Below are 14,515 nucleotides of genomic sequence, written 5' to 3'. Positions count from 1 at the left end.
TTCCCGTCACGTCGGAGGCCGTGCAAGAGACGGGCGCAGCCCCCTCCCCTACCCTGCCCGCTCACCTGGAACGGCTCGCCGATCGTGCCCGCGACTATGTCGACGCGGCGAGCTCGGCCAACACCCGCCGCGCCTATGCCTCCGACTGGAAGCACTTTTCCGGATGGTGCCGGCGCCAGGGTCTTGAGGTGCTTCCGCCCTCCCCGCAGACGGTCGGGCTTTACATCACCGCCTGCGCCTCGGGCGCCGCGACGGCCGATCGCCAGGCGAATTCGGTCGCCACGATCGAGCGCCGGCTCTCGGCCCTGACCTGGAACTATGCGCAGCGCGGCATGCCTCTCGATCGCACCGATCGGCATATCGCGACCGTCCTCGCCGGCATCCGCAACACCCATGGCGCCCCGCCCCGGCAGAAGGAAGCGGTGCTGCCGGAGGATGTCATCGCCATGCTCGAGACGCTCAATCGCGGCACCCTGCGCGGCCTCCGAGACCGCGCGATGCTGCTGCTCGGCTTTGCGGGTGGCCTGCGCCGCTCCGAGATCGTCGGGCTCGACGTCCATCGCGATGACACCGAGGACGGCCAAGGCTGGGTCGAGCTCCTCGACAAGGGCATGATCGTCACCCTGCGCGGCAAAACCGGCTGGCGCGAGATCGAGATCGGCCGGGGCTCGTCCGACGCGACCTGCCCACTCGTTGCCTTGCAGATCTGGCTGAAGCTCGCGCGGATCGGCCATGGACCGATTTTCCGCCGGGTGACCGGCCAGGGCAAAGACGTCGGTCCGGATCGCCTGAACGATCAACAGGTCGCCCGGCTGGTCAAACGCGCCGCGCTAGCCGCCGGAGTGCGAGCAGATCTGACCGAAGGCGAACGGGTCGAGAAATTCGCCGGGCATTCGCTGCGCGCCGGCCTTGCGTCCTCGGCCGAAGTCGACGAGCGCTACGTCCAGAAACAGCTCGGCCACGCCAGCGCCGAGCAGACCCGCCGCTATCAGCGGCGGCGCGACCGCTTCCGGGTCAATCTCACCAAGGCGGTAGGTTTGTAACGCCGGCCGTCGCCTTGGGAATTCAGGGGCGGCCTGTTGTCGCTTGCAAACGAACTGGCAATTTGCTCATCACGTCGCCGACCGACGTTCGCCCTGAAGGCAGATAATGCTGTGAGCTTAAGGGCAGCCAGCATGGTCGCTTCGCTCCCCAATCCTCGCAAAAGGATCATCGACCCGGGTCGTTTCTCCAACACGCTGGCGCGGAAATCGAGCTCGTCCCATCGAATCGAGCGAGTCGCCAAGCCCTTGTTGCGCGTCGCAGTTGGACGGGTATGCGGGAGGCATACTTGCGTGATTGGTAAGCCCAGAGCCCTGAGGCGCCACACCTCCTCTGCTCGGTGGAGGGCCGCGGCGATTGCCTGGCCAACTGGTGTCTCCCGTTGGTCAAATCGCCGTCCCGGTTTCAGCCAGGTCGCATCCGAGCGTATCCGAGGCGGCTTCAAGGCCGGGGTCGTTCCGGCTCATCGGCCGGACTCGCACCCCGTGTCGTTTGGGGCTAGGAAACGATCGCCGCCCAGAGGGCGCATCGCCCGGATCAATCCACGGCTGTTAGTCGGAAGTGGCCGCGGAATTGACGAGCTGCTCATTCCAGTCGATGGCGTCGGGCCAAAGCCGGACAAAACTCGCGCCGGCGGTTGCGGCGATGTCTCGCAGTCGGGCTGCGTATGCGTCGCCCTGATCGTTCGCATCGCAAGCGGCAACAAGTTCCGTCCCGGGCCGGGAAGCCAGCGCCGTGAGTGCGCACTCCGTGGCTGGCGCCCATCCTCCGGCGGTGCTCGCATACATGGTATCCGAGCGACAGCCCTCGATGCCAGCAAGGCTCAACGCGTCAATCGCGGCTTCCGTGACGCAGACGCGACGTGCCGTTTCGGTGCCAAGCAGGAAAAGTGCTTTAGCGCCGCCTGTGGCAAAGCCGCGCCAATTCGGCCCCCGCTCCTCCCAACCGACCACCTGACCGCAGGAATCGAAATGCGCGGCCCATACCGAACCTTTCGGCCCTTCGCGGAGCCTCCCCGCCGCGTTCGCAAACGCTATGACCGGTTCCGGAACGGCTCGCACCTTCGTCAGATAGGTCCATGTGGGAGAGCCCGGGGCGGGCCGCGGACGACCAGACCAACGGCTGGAGACGCCCGCCGCGGGACGACGTGTCGACTTCCGCTGCCAGGCCGGCGCAGTTGGTTGGTAACCAACGAGGCCGGACACCGTCTTCAAAGCGGAGCCGAAATCCTGCGCGCCGAGGTGCTCGGCAAGAGAAAACACGTCGCCCTTAGCGTCCGAGGTCGGATCGAACCAGCCCCGCCCCTGATGAATGACAATAATGATCTCGCCATCGCCGCGACGGTATTTCGTGGCTTTGACGGTGCTTTCACGCAGATCGACTTTCCAGCCGCTCGCATCAAGCAGCGCTGCGCATAAAACCTTCGCCTTGAGTTGGTCCTTGTCGCCCGTAGTCATCGCCTCGAGCTTCCGCAAACCCATAATAGGACAGGGGTTACAGCTGTAACTCCTGCCACCCAGTCGATTGAAATCAACCGGATTGCTTTTAGGGCCCTCCACCCCTTGGCGCAAACTGCCGCGCTGCAACAGTTACAGCTGTAACCCCCTAACCCGGTCACGATTTAGCCCCCACGGGTCGCTTCAGAGCACCATCCGCGAGGCCAAATAGGCTCTTTTCTAGGCGCAAACTTCCCTCAACACCCCTGTCGACCATTGCGCGGAAGTAGCCACCCGGACTCGAGATCTGCTCCGGATTACGCAACGATTTTTCCAGCACGGTCGCGAGAATCGCCGCCGCAGCGTAACGGCCCACACGGCTTGCGCCGTCGATCCAGGCTGCCTCCGAAAGCCCGATCATCACCCGCATGACGTCAGTAGCAGCTGCTAGCTCGGGCCAACTCTTGAACGGTCTTCCGGCGATTTCGGACGCCTCGGGACAGGCGGACCTGATCAAGCTGACCGAGATGGAGCCCAAAATTTGCGACTGAACTTCATCCGAACCGAACACCGCGCCATACTGGGTTTGTCGGCCGATTCCGCCTGCGTCGGACTTTGTTTCGGCTGGATGGGCGACCGCGAAGCGGTCGTCCTTTTTTTGAAAAACTACTCGCTCGTTAGAGCGAGGCTGTTTGGTCTTACTTTCAAATGAGTTTTGAGAGGTTGTATTAATATTAGGAGCGACATCAATGTCACCCTCGCATGACATTTGAGGCGTCACATACTCCTCTGTGACTTCGCCGATGACCTTCTGGTGCAGCGCGTCGAGCGCCGCTGCTTCGTCTACGTCCGAAAGCTTTCGCCCCCGGATCGCATCCAACAAAGCCGTCCATTCGTCAGCTCGCTCGGGATATGCCTCGCAAGCGTCAACGATAGCCCGCGAAAGCCGAGTCGTCGCGCGGCGGGCTTCCTGTTCACTGTTCAATCGCGCCTGGAAGTCGTCAACGAGGCTCTTCAGCTCCTTGATGCGAACCCGCGCTGGCGTGAAGTCCAGGCCATAGCCCTTGTCGATGCCGCCTTCCTTGTCTCGGTAAACGAAGCGGCGTCCGGTCGGGCTATCCCGATAAGCAACAATACCCGCCTCCACCAAACGTTTGATGCAGCGGGAAACCTGTCGGACCGAACGCGCCGTGTACTCCGCCAGCTTCGCATTGGAGATTGCCACGATCGGACGGTTCGCGCCTTTCCAGTCATCTGACCGGGAAAGACCGATCAAGATATCCATGACGTGATAGGTCGCCCCATCGATCCCCAAAATCGGGGCTGCCTTTTTGAGGACAATGGCGACCTCCGCCTTCGAAACCTCGGGCACGTCGTTTGCCATAGCGAGGCGCGCACTCGCCAGGATAGCCGGTGTAACCCGTCGAAAAGATGCAATCTCGGTAGCTTGGACCATAGCCAGCCATTCCGCGGCTTGTAGGACCGCAGCTCCATCGTTCGCGTGGATGAAAGGCCAGCAAATGGCGCACAAACTCACGCCCCGACTCGAAAGCAGGGCTTGATTGTGCAAGCGCCTCGTCATAGAATCAGTTTGCCACTACTGATCTGACGGAACCGCATCGTTCTGTTGGCCAGGATTACAAGGGCTTACCGATTGCCGTCGGTGAGCCCTTCTCCTCATCGAAGTGTCATCTCATGGCTTCGCCTCTCGTTCTGAGCGTTTGAATTCCTCCACAAGTTCGGGCAGCCGATTAATCAGCCAAGCTGAAAGCCCCGGCGCCGCCGCGTGTGGAATGGAAATCTCCGTAGCCTTCGGCGTTCGCTTCGCCGTGATCGAGAGCCCTTCGCCCAGTTCAACCTGCTCGACGCTAGATGCGCTCGTCGGAGTAGGGCGGTCTAAAGCCTCAAGCACGCGGGCAAATCTTTCGTCTGAGCTCAGCGCTTGCCAGGCCTCGGAGGCAACGAGCCCACTCAGGGCCGACTCCGACCCCGCCGAGAGCTTCTGATCCTTGTAGAGGGAACCGAGCTTCTCCCATTTTGGGCGGCCGACCGACGGAGCCGGTCCGATTTTACGGATCAGTTCCTCGGGAAGCGCGCCGGCGGTCGACGTCAGAATCGAGATGTAAGGCAGGCCCTTCTCTCCGCCGCGGCCCAACGCCTTCGCGATCGTCTCACGCGTGAACCCGCGCTTCTTCAACTCGACGGCAAAGAGCGCTTGCTCGATGAATGACAGGTTCTCTCGCTCGGTGTTCTCTATACCCTGCGCGACCACTAACTGCTCATCAGTGAGCGGCATAACGATCGCACGAACAGGGATGCCGAGGAGTTGACACGCACGCAACCGGCGATGGCCGTACGCGACCTGATAGGTGCCAGCTTGGTCCGCTATCGGGCGGACCAAGATCGGGAGCTTCTGACCTTCCTTCCGAATGCCTTCTACAAACTGCGGGAATTGCGGGTTGCCTTCGATGTCGAGCCGGTCTCGAACGAAAGAGGGGACAATCGTCGTAGGATCGAGCTCCACAGTCGCCTCGGCCGACTGGAGTTGCGCGCGTAGCCGCTCGTTCTCAGCCTCGACTGCCGAGAACGATTGCTGCATCGATTTCACGGCGCCCGACATGCCGGACGGATTCGGGCGCGCCTTGTCGCCGGCAGGGGCGGGAAGATGTTTTTCCAGCTCCGCGCGGTCGACATTGCCGAACAAGCTCTTCATGCGGTTGGAGCGATCCTTGGCGTTCGTCATGTTCGGCCCCAAACGTGCTTGAGATGGTTCAGGATCTCCTGATTGACGGCGTCAACCGACTCAAGCGCACGTGTGAGGGTGTCGCGGCCAACCGCGCCTCTGGCCATTTCGTAAAGGCTTTTCTTTTCTAAGCCGGCATTCGCGATCGCCGTCGTTTCGACGACCGCCGGTGCAAGCACATCGGTGCCGAAGAGAGACCGCAGAAGAGCGACGATATTCACCTGGGGGACGTCGTGGGGATTGTGCCGTGTCAGGATGTATCGAATGAAATCGTGCTGCAGCTTTCCACCGTTGTCCTGGATGACTTGCAGAATGTCGCTGGTCATCTTGAGAAACTGGTTCATGCTCGACACATCAAGCATTGCCGGATGCACGGTGACCAGAAGCGCTGTCGCTGCAAAGAGCGCGCCTAATGTTAGATATCCAAGCTGAGGTGGCGCGTCGATCAAGACGACGTCATAATCGTCTTCGACGCTTCCAATGACGGACCGCAGCCGACGGAAGAACATCGCTTCGCCACGACCGTCTCCGCGAGCAATCGCCTGCGGCGTCTCATGCTCGTATTCCATGAGCTCTAGATTGCCCGGAACGAGATCGACGCCATCGAAATAGGTCTTGCGGATTACATCCCGAAGCGGAACGCGGAGGTCCTCGTCATACCGGATCGCGCCGTAGACCGTTTGGTTTTCGTCGACATCAAGCTCAGGCTGAAAACCGAACATCGTCGACAGGGACGCTTGCGGATCGAGATCGATGGCAAGCACGCGTAGACCCTGAAGTGCCAGGAAATGCGCGAGATGGACCGTCGTGGTGGTCTTCGCGGAACCGCCCTTGAAATTGGCTATCGCGACGATCTGGAGCTTCTCTCCAGGGCGTCGCCGCGGAAGGAAATCCAGTGCATCCTTGGGACGCTTCGCGGCGAGATGCTCGCGAATCTCGTTGATTTGCCTGAGCGTATAGGCCCGCCGGCGATTGTCCTTGCCGTGAAGCTCGGGCACGACGCTCTCACCGTCTAGCGACATTTGCCTCAGCGTCGATTCCGCGATCCCCACCATCGCCGCCGCCTCGCGCGACGTGAACGATTTGAGCGACTTTTGAGCCTCCGGCGGATACAATTGCGTCCGTAGCGCCTGCAGTTGCGCCGCGAGGAGATGCGAGTGCCTTGTGATCTTAGCGATCGAGGCCTCGCTGTCGGTTCTTAGTGCAATTGCTCCGGTCATTTGGCTCTCGACGGAATTTTTCCGATAATCGCTAAAAAAGCGTCGGCGGACGATTGCCCGATTCCTTCGATCGGTCAAACTTTATTTGGTTAACAGATACTTAACGGCACCTTCGCATCGTGCTTATCGAGCCGCTGATTCGTAGGAATTTGCTCAATCTTATCGTAGACTTATCTTGCGCGTCGAAAACGCCGCGGTGACGCTTCGTCCCCCGTTAATCTTACAGTCCGAGCCAACCCTTGGCCGCCGGATTTCGATCACTGACAGACACAGACGCGACGCCTGCGACGCGGCTCGCGCGAATCGGAGCTCGCCGGGGCCCCGTTAATTCACCAGAGCGTACGAGCCGCCGCGCCGTGCTGACTTGCCTCCGTTCACGCGAACGCGACGGAGGATTCGACGAATGCGGGCAATTGCGATCGATGCCAACGAACACGGCGGATTGGGGTCCCTGGTCGATGAGATGCATCAGTTGCGCGCCCGGATGTTCGCCGACCGGCTCGGTTGCCAGGTCAGGATCGAGTACGGCCGCGAGCGCGACGAATACGACGCGCTCGACCCGACCTACATCCTGGCCCTGACGGACTGCGGCGACGTCGCCGGCTGTGCCCGTCTGCTTCCGACCACGGGCCCAACCATGCTGTCGTGGACCTTCCCGCAACTGGTCCCGGGCGGCCGGCTACGGGGCAAACCGACCATGGTCGAGAGTTCGCGCTTTTGCGTCGACACGCGAGGCGAGGGGAGGGGAGGCCGGTTCCTGCACGAGGCCACGCTGACGATGTTCGCGGGATTGATTGAGTGGTCGATGTCGAACGGGTTCGACGAGATCGCCACGGCAACGGACGTGCGCCTTGAGCGCATCCTGCACCGGGCGAGCTGGCCGATGACGCGCCTTGGGGGCGCGCAGCTCATCGGCGACACCATGAGCGTCGCCGGCATCCTGCCCGCCGACAAGGCAAGCTTCGAACGGGTGTGCCCGCCTGGCTATCGGTCCGACCTGCGGCACCTTCAGCGCGTCGCTGCGTGAGCGATATGGCCGAACTTCGTTCACATCCGCGGCTCGTCCGCAAACTCCAGGATGCGCTTGGCGACCAGATATGCGCCGCGCTCGATGATCCGGCGGTCGTCGAAGTGATGCTCAATCCGGATGGCAGGTTGTTCATTGAACGACTGGGCCAAGGGATGACAGCTGCTGGAACCATGCTGGAGGCGACCGCCGAGATCATCATCGGCAGTGTCGCGCATGCGCTGCAATCGGAGGCCGACGACGAGCGTCCGATCATTTCGGGGGAATTGCCGATCGGCGGTCATCGCTTCGAAGGTTTGCTTCCTCCGGTCGTCGGCGCCCCCACATTCACGATCCGAAAGCGGGCTTCGTGTCTCTTCGATCTCGAGGATTACGTGACGCAGGGCGTGATGACGGCCGACCACCTCGCGGTCATCCGCAACGCCGTCGCATCGCGCCTGAACATCGTCGTGTCGGGCGGCACGGGCTCGGGTAAGACCACACTCGCCAATGCGGTGATCGCGGCGATCGTCGCGCACGCACCTGACCACCGCCTGGTCATTCTCGAAGACACGGCCGAGATCCAGTGCGCGGCCGACAACGCCGTCTCGCTTCACACCAGCGACACGGTCGATATGGCGCGCCTGCTCAAGAGCACGATGCGGCTGCGTCCCGACCGCATCATTGTCGGAGAGGTGCGCGACGGCGCGGCACTCACGCTGCTCAAGGCGTGGAATACCGGCCATCCCGGCGGAATCACCACCATTCACGCCAACAGCGCTTCTTCGGCACTGCGCCGTCTCGAGCAGCTCACGGCCGAAGTCAGCCACCAGCCCATGCGCGAAGTCATCGGCGAGGCCGTTGATCTGATCGTCTCGATCGAACGGACGGATCGCGGCCGCCAGGTCCGCGACGTGCTCCATGTCGAGAGCTTCTCGGCGGGCCAATACCAAACCCAATCCTACGCCCCGAAGGAGGAGCGCCATGTCGCGTAACCGCATGATGATTGTAGGTGCCGGCGGCCTGCTGCTCGCACTCGTGATGTCGGATCCCGTTTTTGCGTCGAGCAGCGGCGGCGGCAATCTTCCCTGGGAGAGCCCGCTTCAGCAGATCCAGCAATCGATCACGGGTCCCGTGGCTGGCTTCATTGCGCTTGCCGCCGTGGCGGTTGCCGGCGGCATGCTGATCTTCGGCGGCGAGCTCAACGACTTCGCGCGGCGCCTCATGTATGTCTCGTCGCAGGCATTCTCCTCGGCGCCACGCAGATCGTCGCATTGTTCGGTGCGAGCGGCGCCTCGATCGGCGATGTCACGAGCACGATGCCAATCGCCGATGGGACAGGGAACCTCAATGGCTGAGGTCGGCGCCAATCTTCGACGCAATCGTATCCATCGCGCGCTGTCGCGGCCGAACCTGCTGTTCGGCGCTGATCGCGAGCTCGTGCTGCTGACCGGCCTTGCCGCCGTCATCCTGATCTTCGTCGTGCTCACCTGGTACGCCGCAATCCTCGGCGCGGCGATCTGGATCGTTGTCGTGGCGGCGCTGCGGATGATGGCCAAAGCGGACCCAATGATGCGGCGGGTCTATGCAAGTCACATCTCGTATCGGCCTTACTACCGGGCGACCTCGACGCCCTGGCGTCGTTACTGAGGTCCGCCCATGGTCGCGCTGCGCTCCTTCCGCCATTCCGGCCCGTCCTTCGCCGATCTCGTGCCGTATGCAGGGCTCGTTTCGAACGGGATCGTGCTGTTGAAGGACGGCTCGCTGATGGCGGGCTGGTATTTTGCTGGGCCGGACTCGGAGAGTTCGACCGACGCCGAGCGCAACGAGGTCTCGCGCCAGATCAACACGATCCTGGCGCGCCTCGGCTCCGGCTGGATGATCCAGGTCGAGGCGGTGCGGGTGCCGACCACGGATTATCCGGCGCGGCAGGACTGCTACTTTCCCGATCCGGTGACGCGGGCAATCGACGACGAACGCCGCAGCCGCTTCGAGCAGGAGAGGGGACACTTCGAGAGCCGCCACGCGATCATCCTGTCCTGGCGGCCGCCCGAGCGGCGGCGCGCGGGTCTCGCGCGCTACATCTATTCCGATACCGAGAGCCGATCGGCCTCCTATGCCGACACCGCGATCGAGAGCTTCCGCACGTCGATCCGCGAAGTCGAGCAGTATCTCGCAAGCGTCCTGTCCATCCGGCGCATGCAAACGCGCGAGATTGAAGAACGCGATGGCACGCGCATGGCGCGCTACGATGAACTGTTCCAGTTCATCCGCTTCTGCATCACCGGTGAGAATCATCCGATCCGCTTGCCGGATATTCCAATGTATCTCGACTGGCTGGCGACGGCCGAGCTCCAGCATGGCCTGTCGCCGATGGTCGAGAACCGCTTTCTCGGCGTCGTGGCGATCGACGGTTTCCCGGCCGAGAGCTGGCCGGGAATCCTCAATTCCCTTGATCTGATGCCGCTGACCTATCGCTGGTCGTCGCGCTTCATGTTTCTGGACGACCAGGACGCCCGGCAAAAGCTCGAGCGCACCCGCAAGAAGTGGCAGCAGAAGGTCCGCCCCTTCATCGACCAGCTCTTCCAGACCCAAAGCCGCTCGATCGACCAGGATGCGGCCGCCATGGTGGCCGAGGCCGAGGATGCGATCGCGGAGGCCTCTTCGCAACTCGTTGCCTATGGCTATTACACGCCGGTCATCGTGCTGTTCGACGAGAGCAGCGCGCGCCTGCAGGAGAAGGCCGAGGCGGTCCGTCGCCTGATCCAGGCCGAAGGGTTTGGCGCACGCATCGAAACGCTGAACGCGACGGAAGCGTTCCTGGGCAGCCTGCCGGGCAACTGGTACGCCAACATCCGCGAGCCGCTCATCAACACGCGTAACCTCGCCGACCTGATCCCGCTCAACTCGGTGTGGTCGGGCAATCCGACCGCGCCATGCCCATTCTATCCACCTAGCTCCCCTCCATTGATGCAGGTCGCATCCGGTTCCACACCCTTCCGGCTGAACCTGCACGTCGACGACGTCGGTCATACGTTGGTATTCGGGCCGACAGGTTCCGGCAAGTCGACGCTGCTCGCGCTGGTCGCAGCGCAGTTTCGCCGTTATGCCGGCGCGCAGATCTTCGCCTTCGACAAGGGCCGTTCGATGATGCCGCTGACGCTGGCCGCCGGCGGCGACCACTACGAGATCGGCGGCGATGACGCGGACGGTGCGGCAGCGCTCGCGTTTTGTCCGTTATCAGACTTGTCGACGGACGCCGATCGCGCCTGGGCGGCGGAATGGGTAGAGACGCTGGTTGCCGTGCAAGGCGTCCTGATCACGCCCGATCATCGCAACGCCATCTCGCGGCAGATCGGCCTGATGGCCGAGGCGCGCGGACGATCGCTGTCGGATTTCGTGTCGGGCGTGCAGATGCGCGAGATCAAGGACGCGCTGCACCACTACACCGTCGACGGCCCCATGGGCCAACTGCTCGACGCCGAGAGGGACGGCTTGCAGCTCGGATCGTTTCAGACCTTCGAGATCGAGCAGCTGATGAATATGGGCGAGCGCAACCTCGTCCCGGTCCTGACCTATCTATTCCGTCGCATCGAGAAAAGGCTGACAGGCAACCCAAGTCTGATCATTCTCGACGAAGCCTGGCTGATGCTCGGCCATTCCGTCTTCCGCGACAAGATTCGCGAGTGGCTGAAGGTGCTGCGCAAGGCCAATTGCGCGGTGCTGCTCGCCACGCAGTCAATCTCGGACGCAGAGCGCTCTGGCATCATCGATGTGCTGAAAGAGAGCTGCCCGACAAAGATCTGCCTGCCGAATGGCGCCGCGCGTGAGCCCGGTACACGCGAGTTCTACGAGCGTATCGGCTTCAACGAGCGCCAGATCGAGATCGTGGCAACCGCGGTTCCCAAGCGCGAATACTACGTCGCCTCGCCCGAAGGCCGTCGCCTCTTCAATATGGCGCTCGGACCCGTCGCGCTCTCCTTTGTCGGTGCGTCCGGCAAGGACGACCTGAAGCGCATCCTGGCGCTGAAGAAGGCCGAGGCCAATTGGCCCGTTCACTGGCTCAAGGAAAGGGGGATCGGCCATGCCGAGACGCTTCTCGCAACTTCGTAAGGCGCTCTTCGCCGCCATCATCATCGGATCGCCGACGGCCGGTCCCGCGTTCGCCGGCGCCGCAGCAGGCGGCGCCACCGAGTTCACGCAGATCCTCAACAACGGCGAACTGGTCAGCCTCGTCGGCCAGTCGACGACGCAGATCAACAACCAGATTCAACAAATCTCGCAGCTCGCCCAGCAGATCCAGAACCAGCTGAGGATCTATGAGAATATGCTGCAGAACACAGCACAGTTGCCGTCGCATGTCTGGGGGCAAGTGGAGAGCGATCTCAAGCAGCTGCAGACCATCGTCAATCACGGCCAGGGCATGGCGTTCTCGATGGGCAACATCGACGACGTGCTCAAGCAGCGCTTCCAGAGCTACGCGCAGTTCAAGACCAATCTGCCTGATGGTGCGAGCTTCGCCTCGACCTACCAGACCTGGTCGACGACCAACCGCGACACGATCTCGGGCACGCTGCAGGCGGCGGGTCTCACCTCGCAGCAGTTCGCGACCGAGAACTCGACGATGTCGCAACTCAAGAGCGCCTCCGAGAGCGCCGACGGCCAGATGAAAGCACTGCAGGTCGGCCATGAGATCGCCGCGCAGGAAGTTGCCCAGATGCAGAAGCTGCGCGGTCTGATCGCGCAGCAGACCACGATGATGGCGACCTGGTTCCAGTCCTCGCAGGCGAGCAAGGACCTGTCGCAGGCGCGCCGTGAGCAGTTCTTCAAGGCGACGGCACCAGCCACCTCCGGCGGCCAGACCATGGAGCCGCGTTGGTGAGACCGTCCGCGATCATCATCATCGTCATCGCCATTGGCGCCTGCGCCGCAGGGGCTTGGCTGTTCTTTGCGCCGCGCACGCCAGTGCCGGGACAAGGGACTGCGTCGCGGGCCAGCGACGTCTTCAAACCGCCGCAGGACTACAAGACGTCCGGCGGCCAGCAGATGAAACCGCGTTGGTAGAGGAGGAGACAGGAGGTGCGTGGGATTAAACCGGGGCTCGTTCTGATCATTACGATCGGCATCGTCGTTGCTGCGCATCCTGCATTGGCGCAGCAGGACGGCAGCATTCTCACGACCCTGGAAAACTCCGTGACGACCGCCGCCAAGGGCTGGCAGACAACCGTCATGCAGGCGGCCAAGTCGCTGTTCTGGATCCTCGCTGGCATCGAGGTCGGCCTCGCCGCAGTCTGGCTCGCCATTCAGACCGCAACCCTCGATGCGTGGTTCGCCGAGATGGTGCGGCGGATCGTGTTCATCGGCTTCTTCGCCTTCGTGCTCGACCAGGGACCGACTTTCGCGAAAGCGGTCGTCGACAGTCTCTATCAGATCGGTGCTGGCGGCGGCTCGGCCTCACCGGCGGATGTGTTCAACGCGGGTCTCAAGGTCGCCTCCGCGATGTCGCAGAACGCGCAGTTCGGCCTGTTCCAGGACAATGCGCTCGCGATTGCCTCGGTGTTCGCCATGGTGATCGTGGTGATCTCCTTCTCGCTGGTCGCGGCGATCTTCGTCGCTGTCATGGTCGAGATGTATGTCGGCCTGCTCGCCGGCATGATCATGCTCGGTCTCGGCGGCTCGTCCTTCACCAAGGATTTTGCCATCCGCTACCTCGTCTATGCCTTCTCGGTCGGCATGAAGCTAATGGCGCTGGTGATGATCGCCAAGATCGGGTCCGACGCCTTGCTGAACCTCGCCAATCAGACCGGCACCGGCAAAGACGCCTTCGTCGGAACACTTGCGATCGGCGGCATCTCCGTCGTCGTCTTTATCATCTCGATGTACGTGCCGAGTATCGTCCAAGGCGTCGTGCAGGGCGTCTCCGTCGGCAGCGGCATGGAAGTGGTGAAGCATGCGGGGCAGGCGGCGAGCTTCGCGGCCGGCAGCGCCGCCCTCGCCATGGGAGGCGCGAGGGCAGGCGCGGCGGGATTCAGCGCCGCACGTGCCGATGGCGCGTCGTTTGGCGCGGCCGCTCTCAAGGCAATGACGCAAGGCATCGGCACGGGGGGCGGGGCGCTCGCCTCCGCCGCGCGCGACCAGGCCATCGGCGCGCCGGGCTCCTTCGGCACGTCGACGCTTGGCCTCGCCAATGCCAAGCTCGACCAGCGAGCCGCCCAGAAGAAATCGACCAACAAGCCGTGAGCGACACCATCCGACAGATCATAGTGGAGATTCTTTCCCGAATGCCTGCGCCTAATCCGCCCGACAATCCCTATCTCGCCGCCCGTCAGGAATGGAACGAGCGCTACGGCTCCTATGTGCAGGCGGCCGCAGCGTGGCGCACCGTCGGCATCGTCGCCATGGTGATGGCCGTGATCGGCTTCGCCTATGCGCTGTTCCAAAGTACGCAGGTCAAGCTTGTGCCGTACATCGTCGAGGTCGACAAGCTTGGGACCGCCGCGAGCGCCGGCTATCCGCAGCAAATCGAATATGCGGATCCGCGGGTGGTGCGCGCCACCCTCGGAAGCTTCGTTGCGAACTTCCGATCGGTGACGCCCGACGCGATCGTGCAGAAGCAATATATCGATCGCACCTATGCGCTGCTGCGAACCTCCGATCCCGCCACGCAAAAGATCAATGACTGGTTCCGGAGCAACTCGCCGTTTGAGAGGGCCAAGACGACGACGGTCGCGGTCGAGGTCAACAACATCGTCGCCCTGTCCAACCAATCCTATCAGATCGACTGGACTGAATTCGAGCGGGACAGGAAGGGAAAGCAAACCGGCGAGCACCGCTATCGCGGCATCGCCACCGTCACGCTGACTCCACCCCAGGACGAGCAGACCATACGGCTCAATCCGATCGGCCTCTACCTGCGTGATTTCGACTGGACGGCGCAACTATGAAAGGGGCGGGGACACCAATGCACCCAAACACGATCAGACTTCATCCTTGCCTCGTTCTCGCGGTATCCGCCTGCGGCTTGCTGCTTGCCGATGTCAGCGCGCACGCGCAGCCGATGACCGCCAAG

At 62.6% G+C, this 14,515-nt stretch carries 13 protein-coding genes and 1 pseudogene; 10 read left to right on the top strand and 4 right to left on the bottom strand.

Annotated elements, in window-relative coordinates; translation table 11 throughout:
- Nucleotides 1-20 precede the first annotated feature (20 nt).
- On the top strand, nt 21-1,043 hold the full coding sequence (locus QJT78_RS42450) for a tyrosine-type recombinase/integrase (RefSeq protein WP_281460598.1): 1,023 nt from the start codon (nt 21-23) through the stop codon (nt 1,041-1,043).
- 549 nt (nt 1,044-1,592) lie between these two features.
- Here QJT78_RS42450 and QJT78_RS42445 read toward each other — a convergent pair.
- From QJT78_RS42445 to repA, 4 genes are all read right to left on the bottom strand, one after another.
- Nucleotides 1,593-2,498, bottom strand: coding sequence for a DUF3991 and toprim domain-containing protein (locus QJT78_RS42445; RefSeq protein WP_028180946.1), 906 nt, complete (start codon nt 2,496-2,498; stop codon nt 1,593-1,595).
- Between the two features lie 157 nt (nt 2,499-2,655).
- Complete coding sequence (repC, locus tag QJT78_RS42440) at nt 2,656-3,933, bottom strand: plasmid replication protein RepC (RefSeq protein ID WP_281460597.1); 1,278 nt, start codon at nt 3,931-3,933, stop codon at nt 2,656-2,658.
- Nucleotides 3,934-4,170: 237 nt separating this feature from the next.
- Nucleotides 4,171-5,232: a plasmid partitioning protein RepB gene (repB, locus tag QJT78_RS42435; protein ID WP_028180948.1), complete on the bottom strand. Its 1,062-nt coding sequence runs from the start codon at nt 5,230-5,232 to the stop codon at nt 4,171-4,173.
- A complete protein-coding gene (gene repA, locus QJT78_RS42430; RefSeq protein ID WP_028180949.1) occupies nt 5,217-6,440 on the bottom strand; it encodes a plasmid partitioning protein RepA in 1,224 nt (407 codons plus the stop codon). Before repA ends, repB begins: the two co-directional genes overlap by 16 nt.
- 403 nt (nt 6,441-6,843) lie before the next feature.
- Between repA and traI the strand changes: the two genes are divergently transcribed.
- From traI to QJT78_RS42385, 9 genes and pseudogenes are all read left to right on the top strand, one after another.
- Nucleotides 6,844-7,467, top strand: a complete 624-nt coding sequence (traI, locus tag QJT78_RS42425) for an acyl-homoserine-lactone synthase TraI (protein ID WP_281460596.1) — start codon at nt 6,844-6,846, stop codon at nt 7,465-7,467.
- A gap of 5 nt (nt 7,468-7,472) precedes the next feature.
- Nucleotides 7,473-8,441: a P-type conjugative transfer ATPase TrbB gene (trbB, locus tag QJT78_RS42420; RefSeq protein ID WP_281460595.1), complete on the top strand. Its 969-nt coding sequence runs from the start codon at nt 7,473-7,475 to the stop codon at nt 8,439-8,441.
- Nucleotides 8,431-8,804 (top strand): annotated as a pseudogene (locus tag QJT78_RS42415) (TrbC/VirB2 family protein). The gene trbB and the pseudogene QJT78_RS42415 overlap by 11 nt, the downstream one beginning before the upstream one ends.
- On the top strand, nt 8,797-9,096 hold the full coding sequence (locus tag QJT78_RS42410; protein ID WP_281460594.1) for a conjugal transfer protein TrbD: 300 nt from the start codon (nt 8,797-8,799) through the stop codon (nt 9,094-9,096). Before QJT78_RS42415 ends, QJT78_RS42410 begins: the two are co-directional and overlap by 8 nt.
- 9 nt (nt 9,097-9,105) lie before the next feature.
- A complete protein-coding gene (locus QJT78_RS42405) occupies nt 9,106-11,559 on the top strand; it encodes a conjugal transfer protein TrbE (RefSeq protein WP_281460593.1) in 2,454 nt (817 codons plus the stop codon).
- Nucleotides 11,531-12,328 carry a P-type conjugative transfer protein TrbJ gene (gene trbJ, locus QJT78_RS42400; RefSeq protein ID WP_281460592.1) on the top strand — a complete coding sequence of 266 codons (798 nt, stop codon included), beginning with the start codon at nt 11,531-11,533 and terminating at the stop codon, nt 12,326-12,328. The genes QJT78_RS42405 and trbJ overlap by 29 nt, the downstream gene beginning before the upstream one ends.
- A complete protein-coding gene (gene trbK, locus QJT78_RS42395; protein ID WP_281460591.1) occupies nt 12,325-12,510 on the top strand; it encodes an entry exclusion protein TrbK in 186 nt (61 codons plus the stop codon). Before trbJ ends, trbK begins: the two co-directional genes overlap by 4 nt.
- A gap of 15 nt (nt 12,511-12,525) precedes the next feature.
- Complete coding sequence (gene trbL / locus QJT78_RS42390) at nt 12,526-13,686, top strand: P-type conjugative transfer protein TrbL (RefSeq protein WP_281460590.1); 1,161 nt, start codon at nt 12,526-12,528, stop codon at nt 13,684-13,686.
- A gap of 41 nt (nt 13,687-13,727) precedes the next feature.
- The gene (locus QJT78_RS42385; protein ID WP_281460589.1) at nt 13,728-14,390 is read left to right on the top strand and encodes a conjugal transfer protein TrbF; all 663 of its coding nucleotides are present in this window, start codon (nt 13,728-13,730) and stop codon (nt 14,388-14,390) included.
- Nucleotides 14,391-14,515 lie beyond the last annotated feature (125 nt).

This window comes from Bradyrhizobium sp. Mp27 (assembly GCF_029953005.1).
GTDB lineage: Bacteria > Pseudomonadota > Alphaproteobacteria > Rhizobiales > Xanthobacteraceae > Bradyrhizobium > Bradyrhizobium barranii.
The sequence above is the reverse complement of the archived record's forward strand: the minus strand, read 5'-3'. Positions and strand labels throughout refer to the sequence as shown.

Coding starts and splice junctions, on each gene's coding strand:
- trbB (WP_281460595.1), top strand. CDS start 7,473: ATGGCCGAACTTCGTTCACATCCGCGGCTCGTCCGCAAACTCCAGGAT.
- QJT78_RS42385 (WP_281460589.1), top strand. CDS start 13,728: ATGCCTGCGCCTAATCCGCCCGACAATCCCTATCTCGCCGCCCGTCAG.
- traI (WP_281460596.1), top strand. CDS start 6,844: ATGCGGGCAATTGCGATCGATGCCAACGAACACGGCGGATTGGGGTCC.
- repA (WP_028180949.1), bottom strand. CDS start 6,440: ATGACCGGAGCAATTGCACTAAGAACCGACAGCGAGGCCTCGATCGCT.
- repC (WP_281460597.1), bottom strand. CDS start 3,933: ATGGTCCAAGCTACCGAGATTGCATCTTTTCGACGGGTTACACCGGCT.
- QJT78_RS42445 (WP_028180946.1), bottom strand. CDS start 2,498: ATGACTACGGGCGACAAGGACCAACTCAAGGCGAAGGTTTTATGCGCA.
- QJT78_RS42405 (WP_281460593.1), top strand. CDS start 9,106: ATGGTCGCGCTGCGCTCCTTCCGCCATTCCGGCCCGTCCTTCGCCGAT.
- QJT78_RS42410 (WP_281460594.1), top strand. CDS start 8,797: ATGGCTGAGGTCGGCGCCAATCTTCGACGCAATCGTATCCATCGCGCG.
- trbJ (WP_281460592.1), top strand. CDS start 11,531: ATGCCGAGACGCTTCTCGCAACTTCGTAAGGCGCTCTTCGCCGCCATC.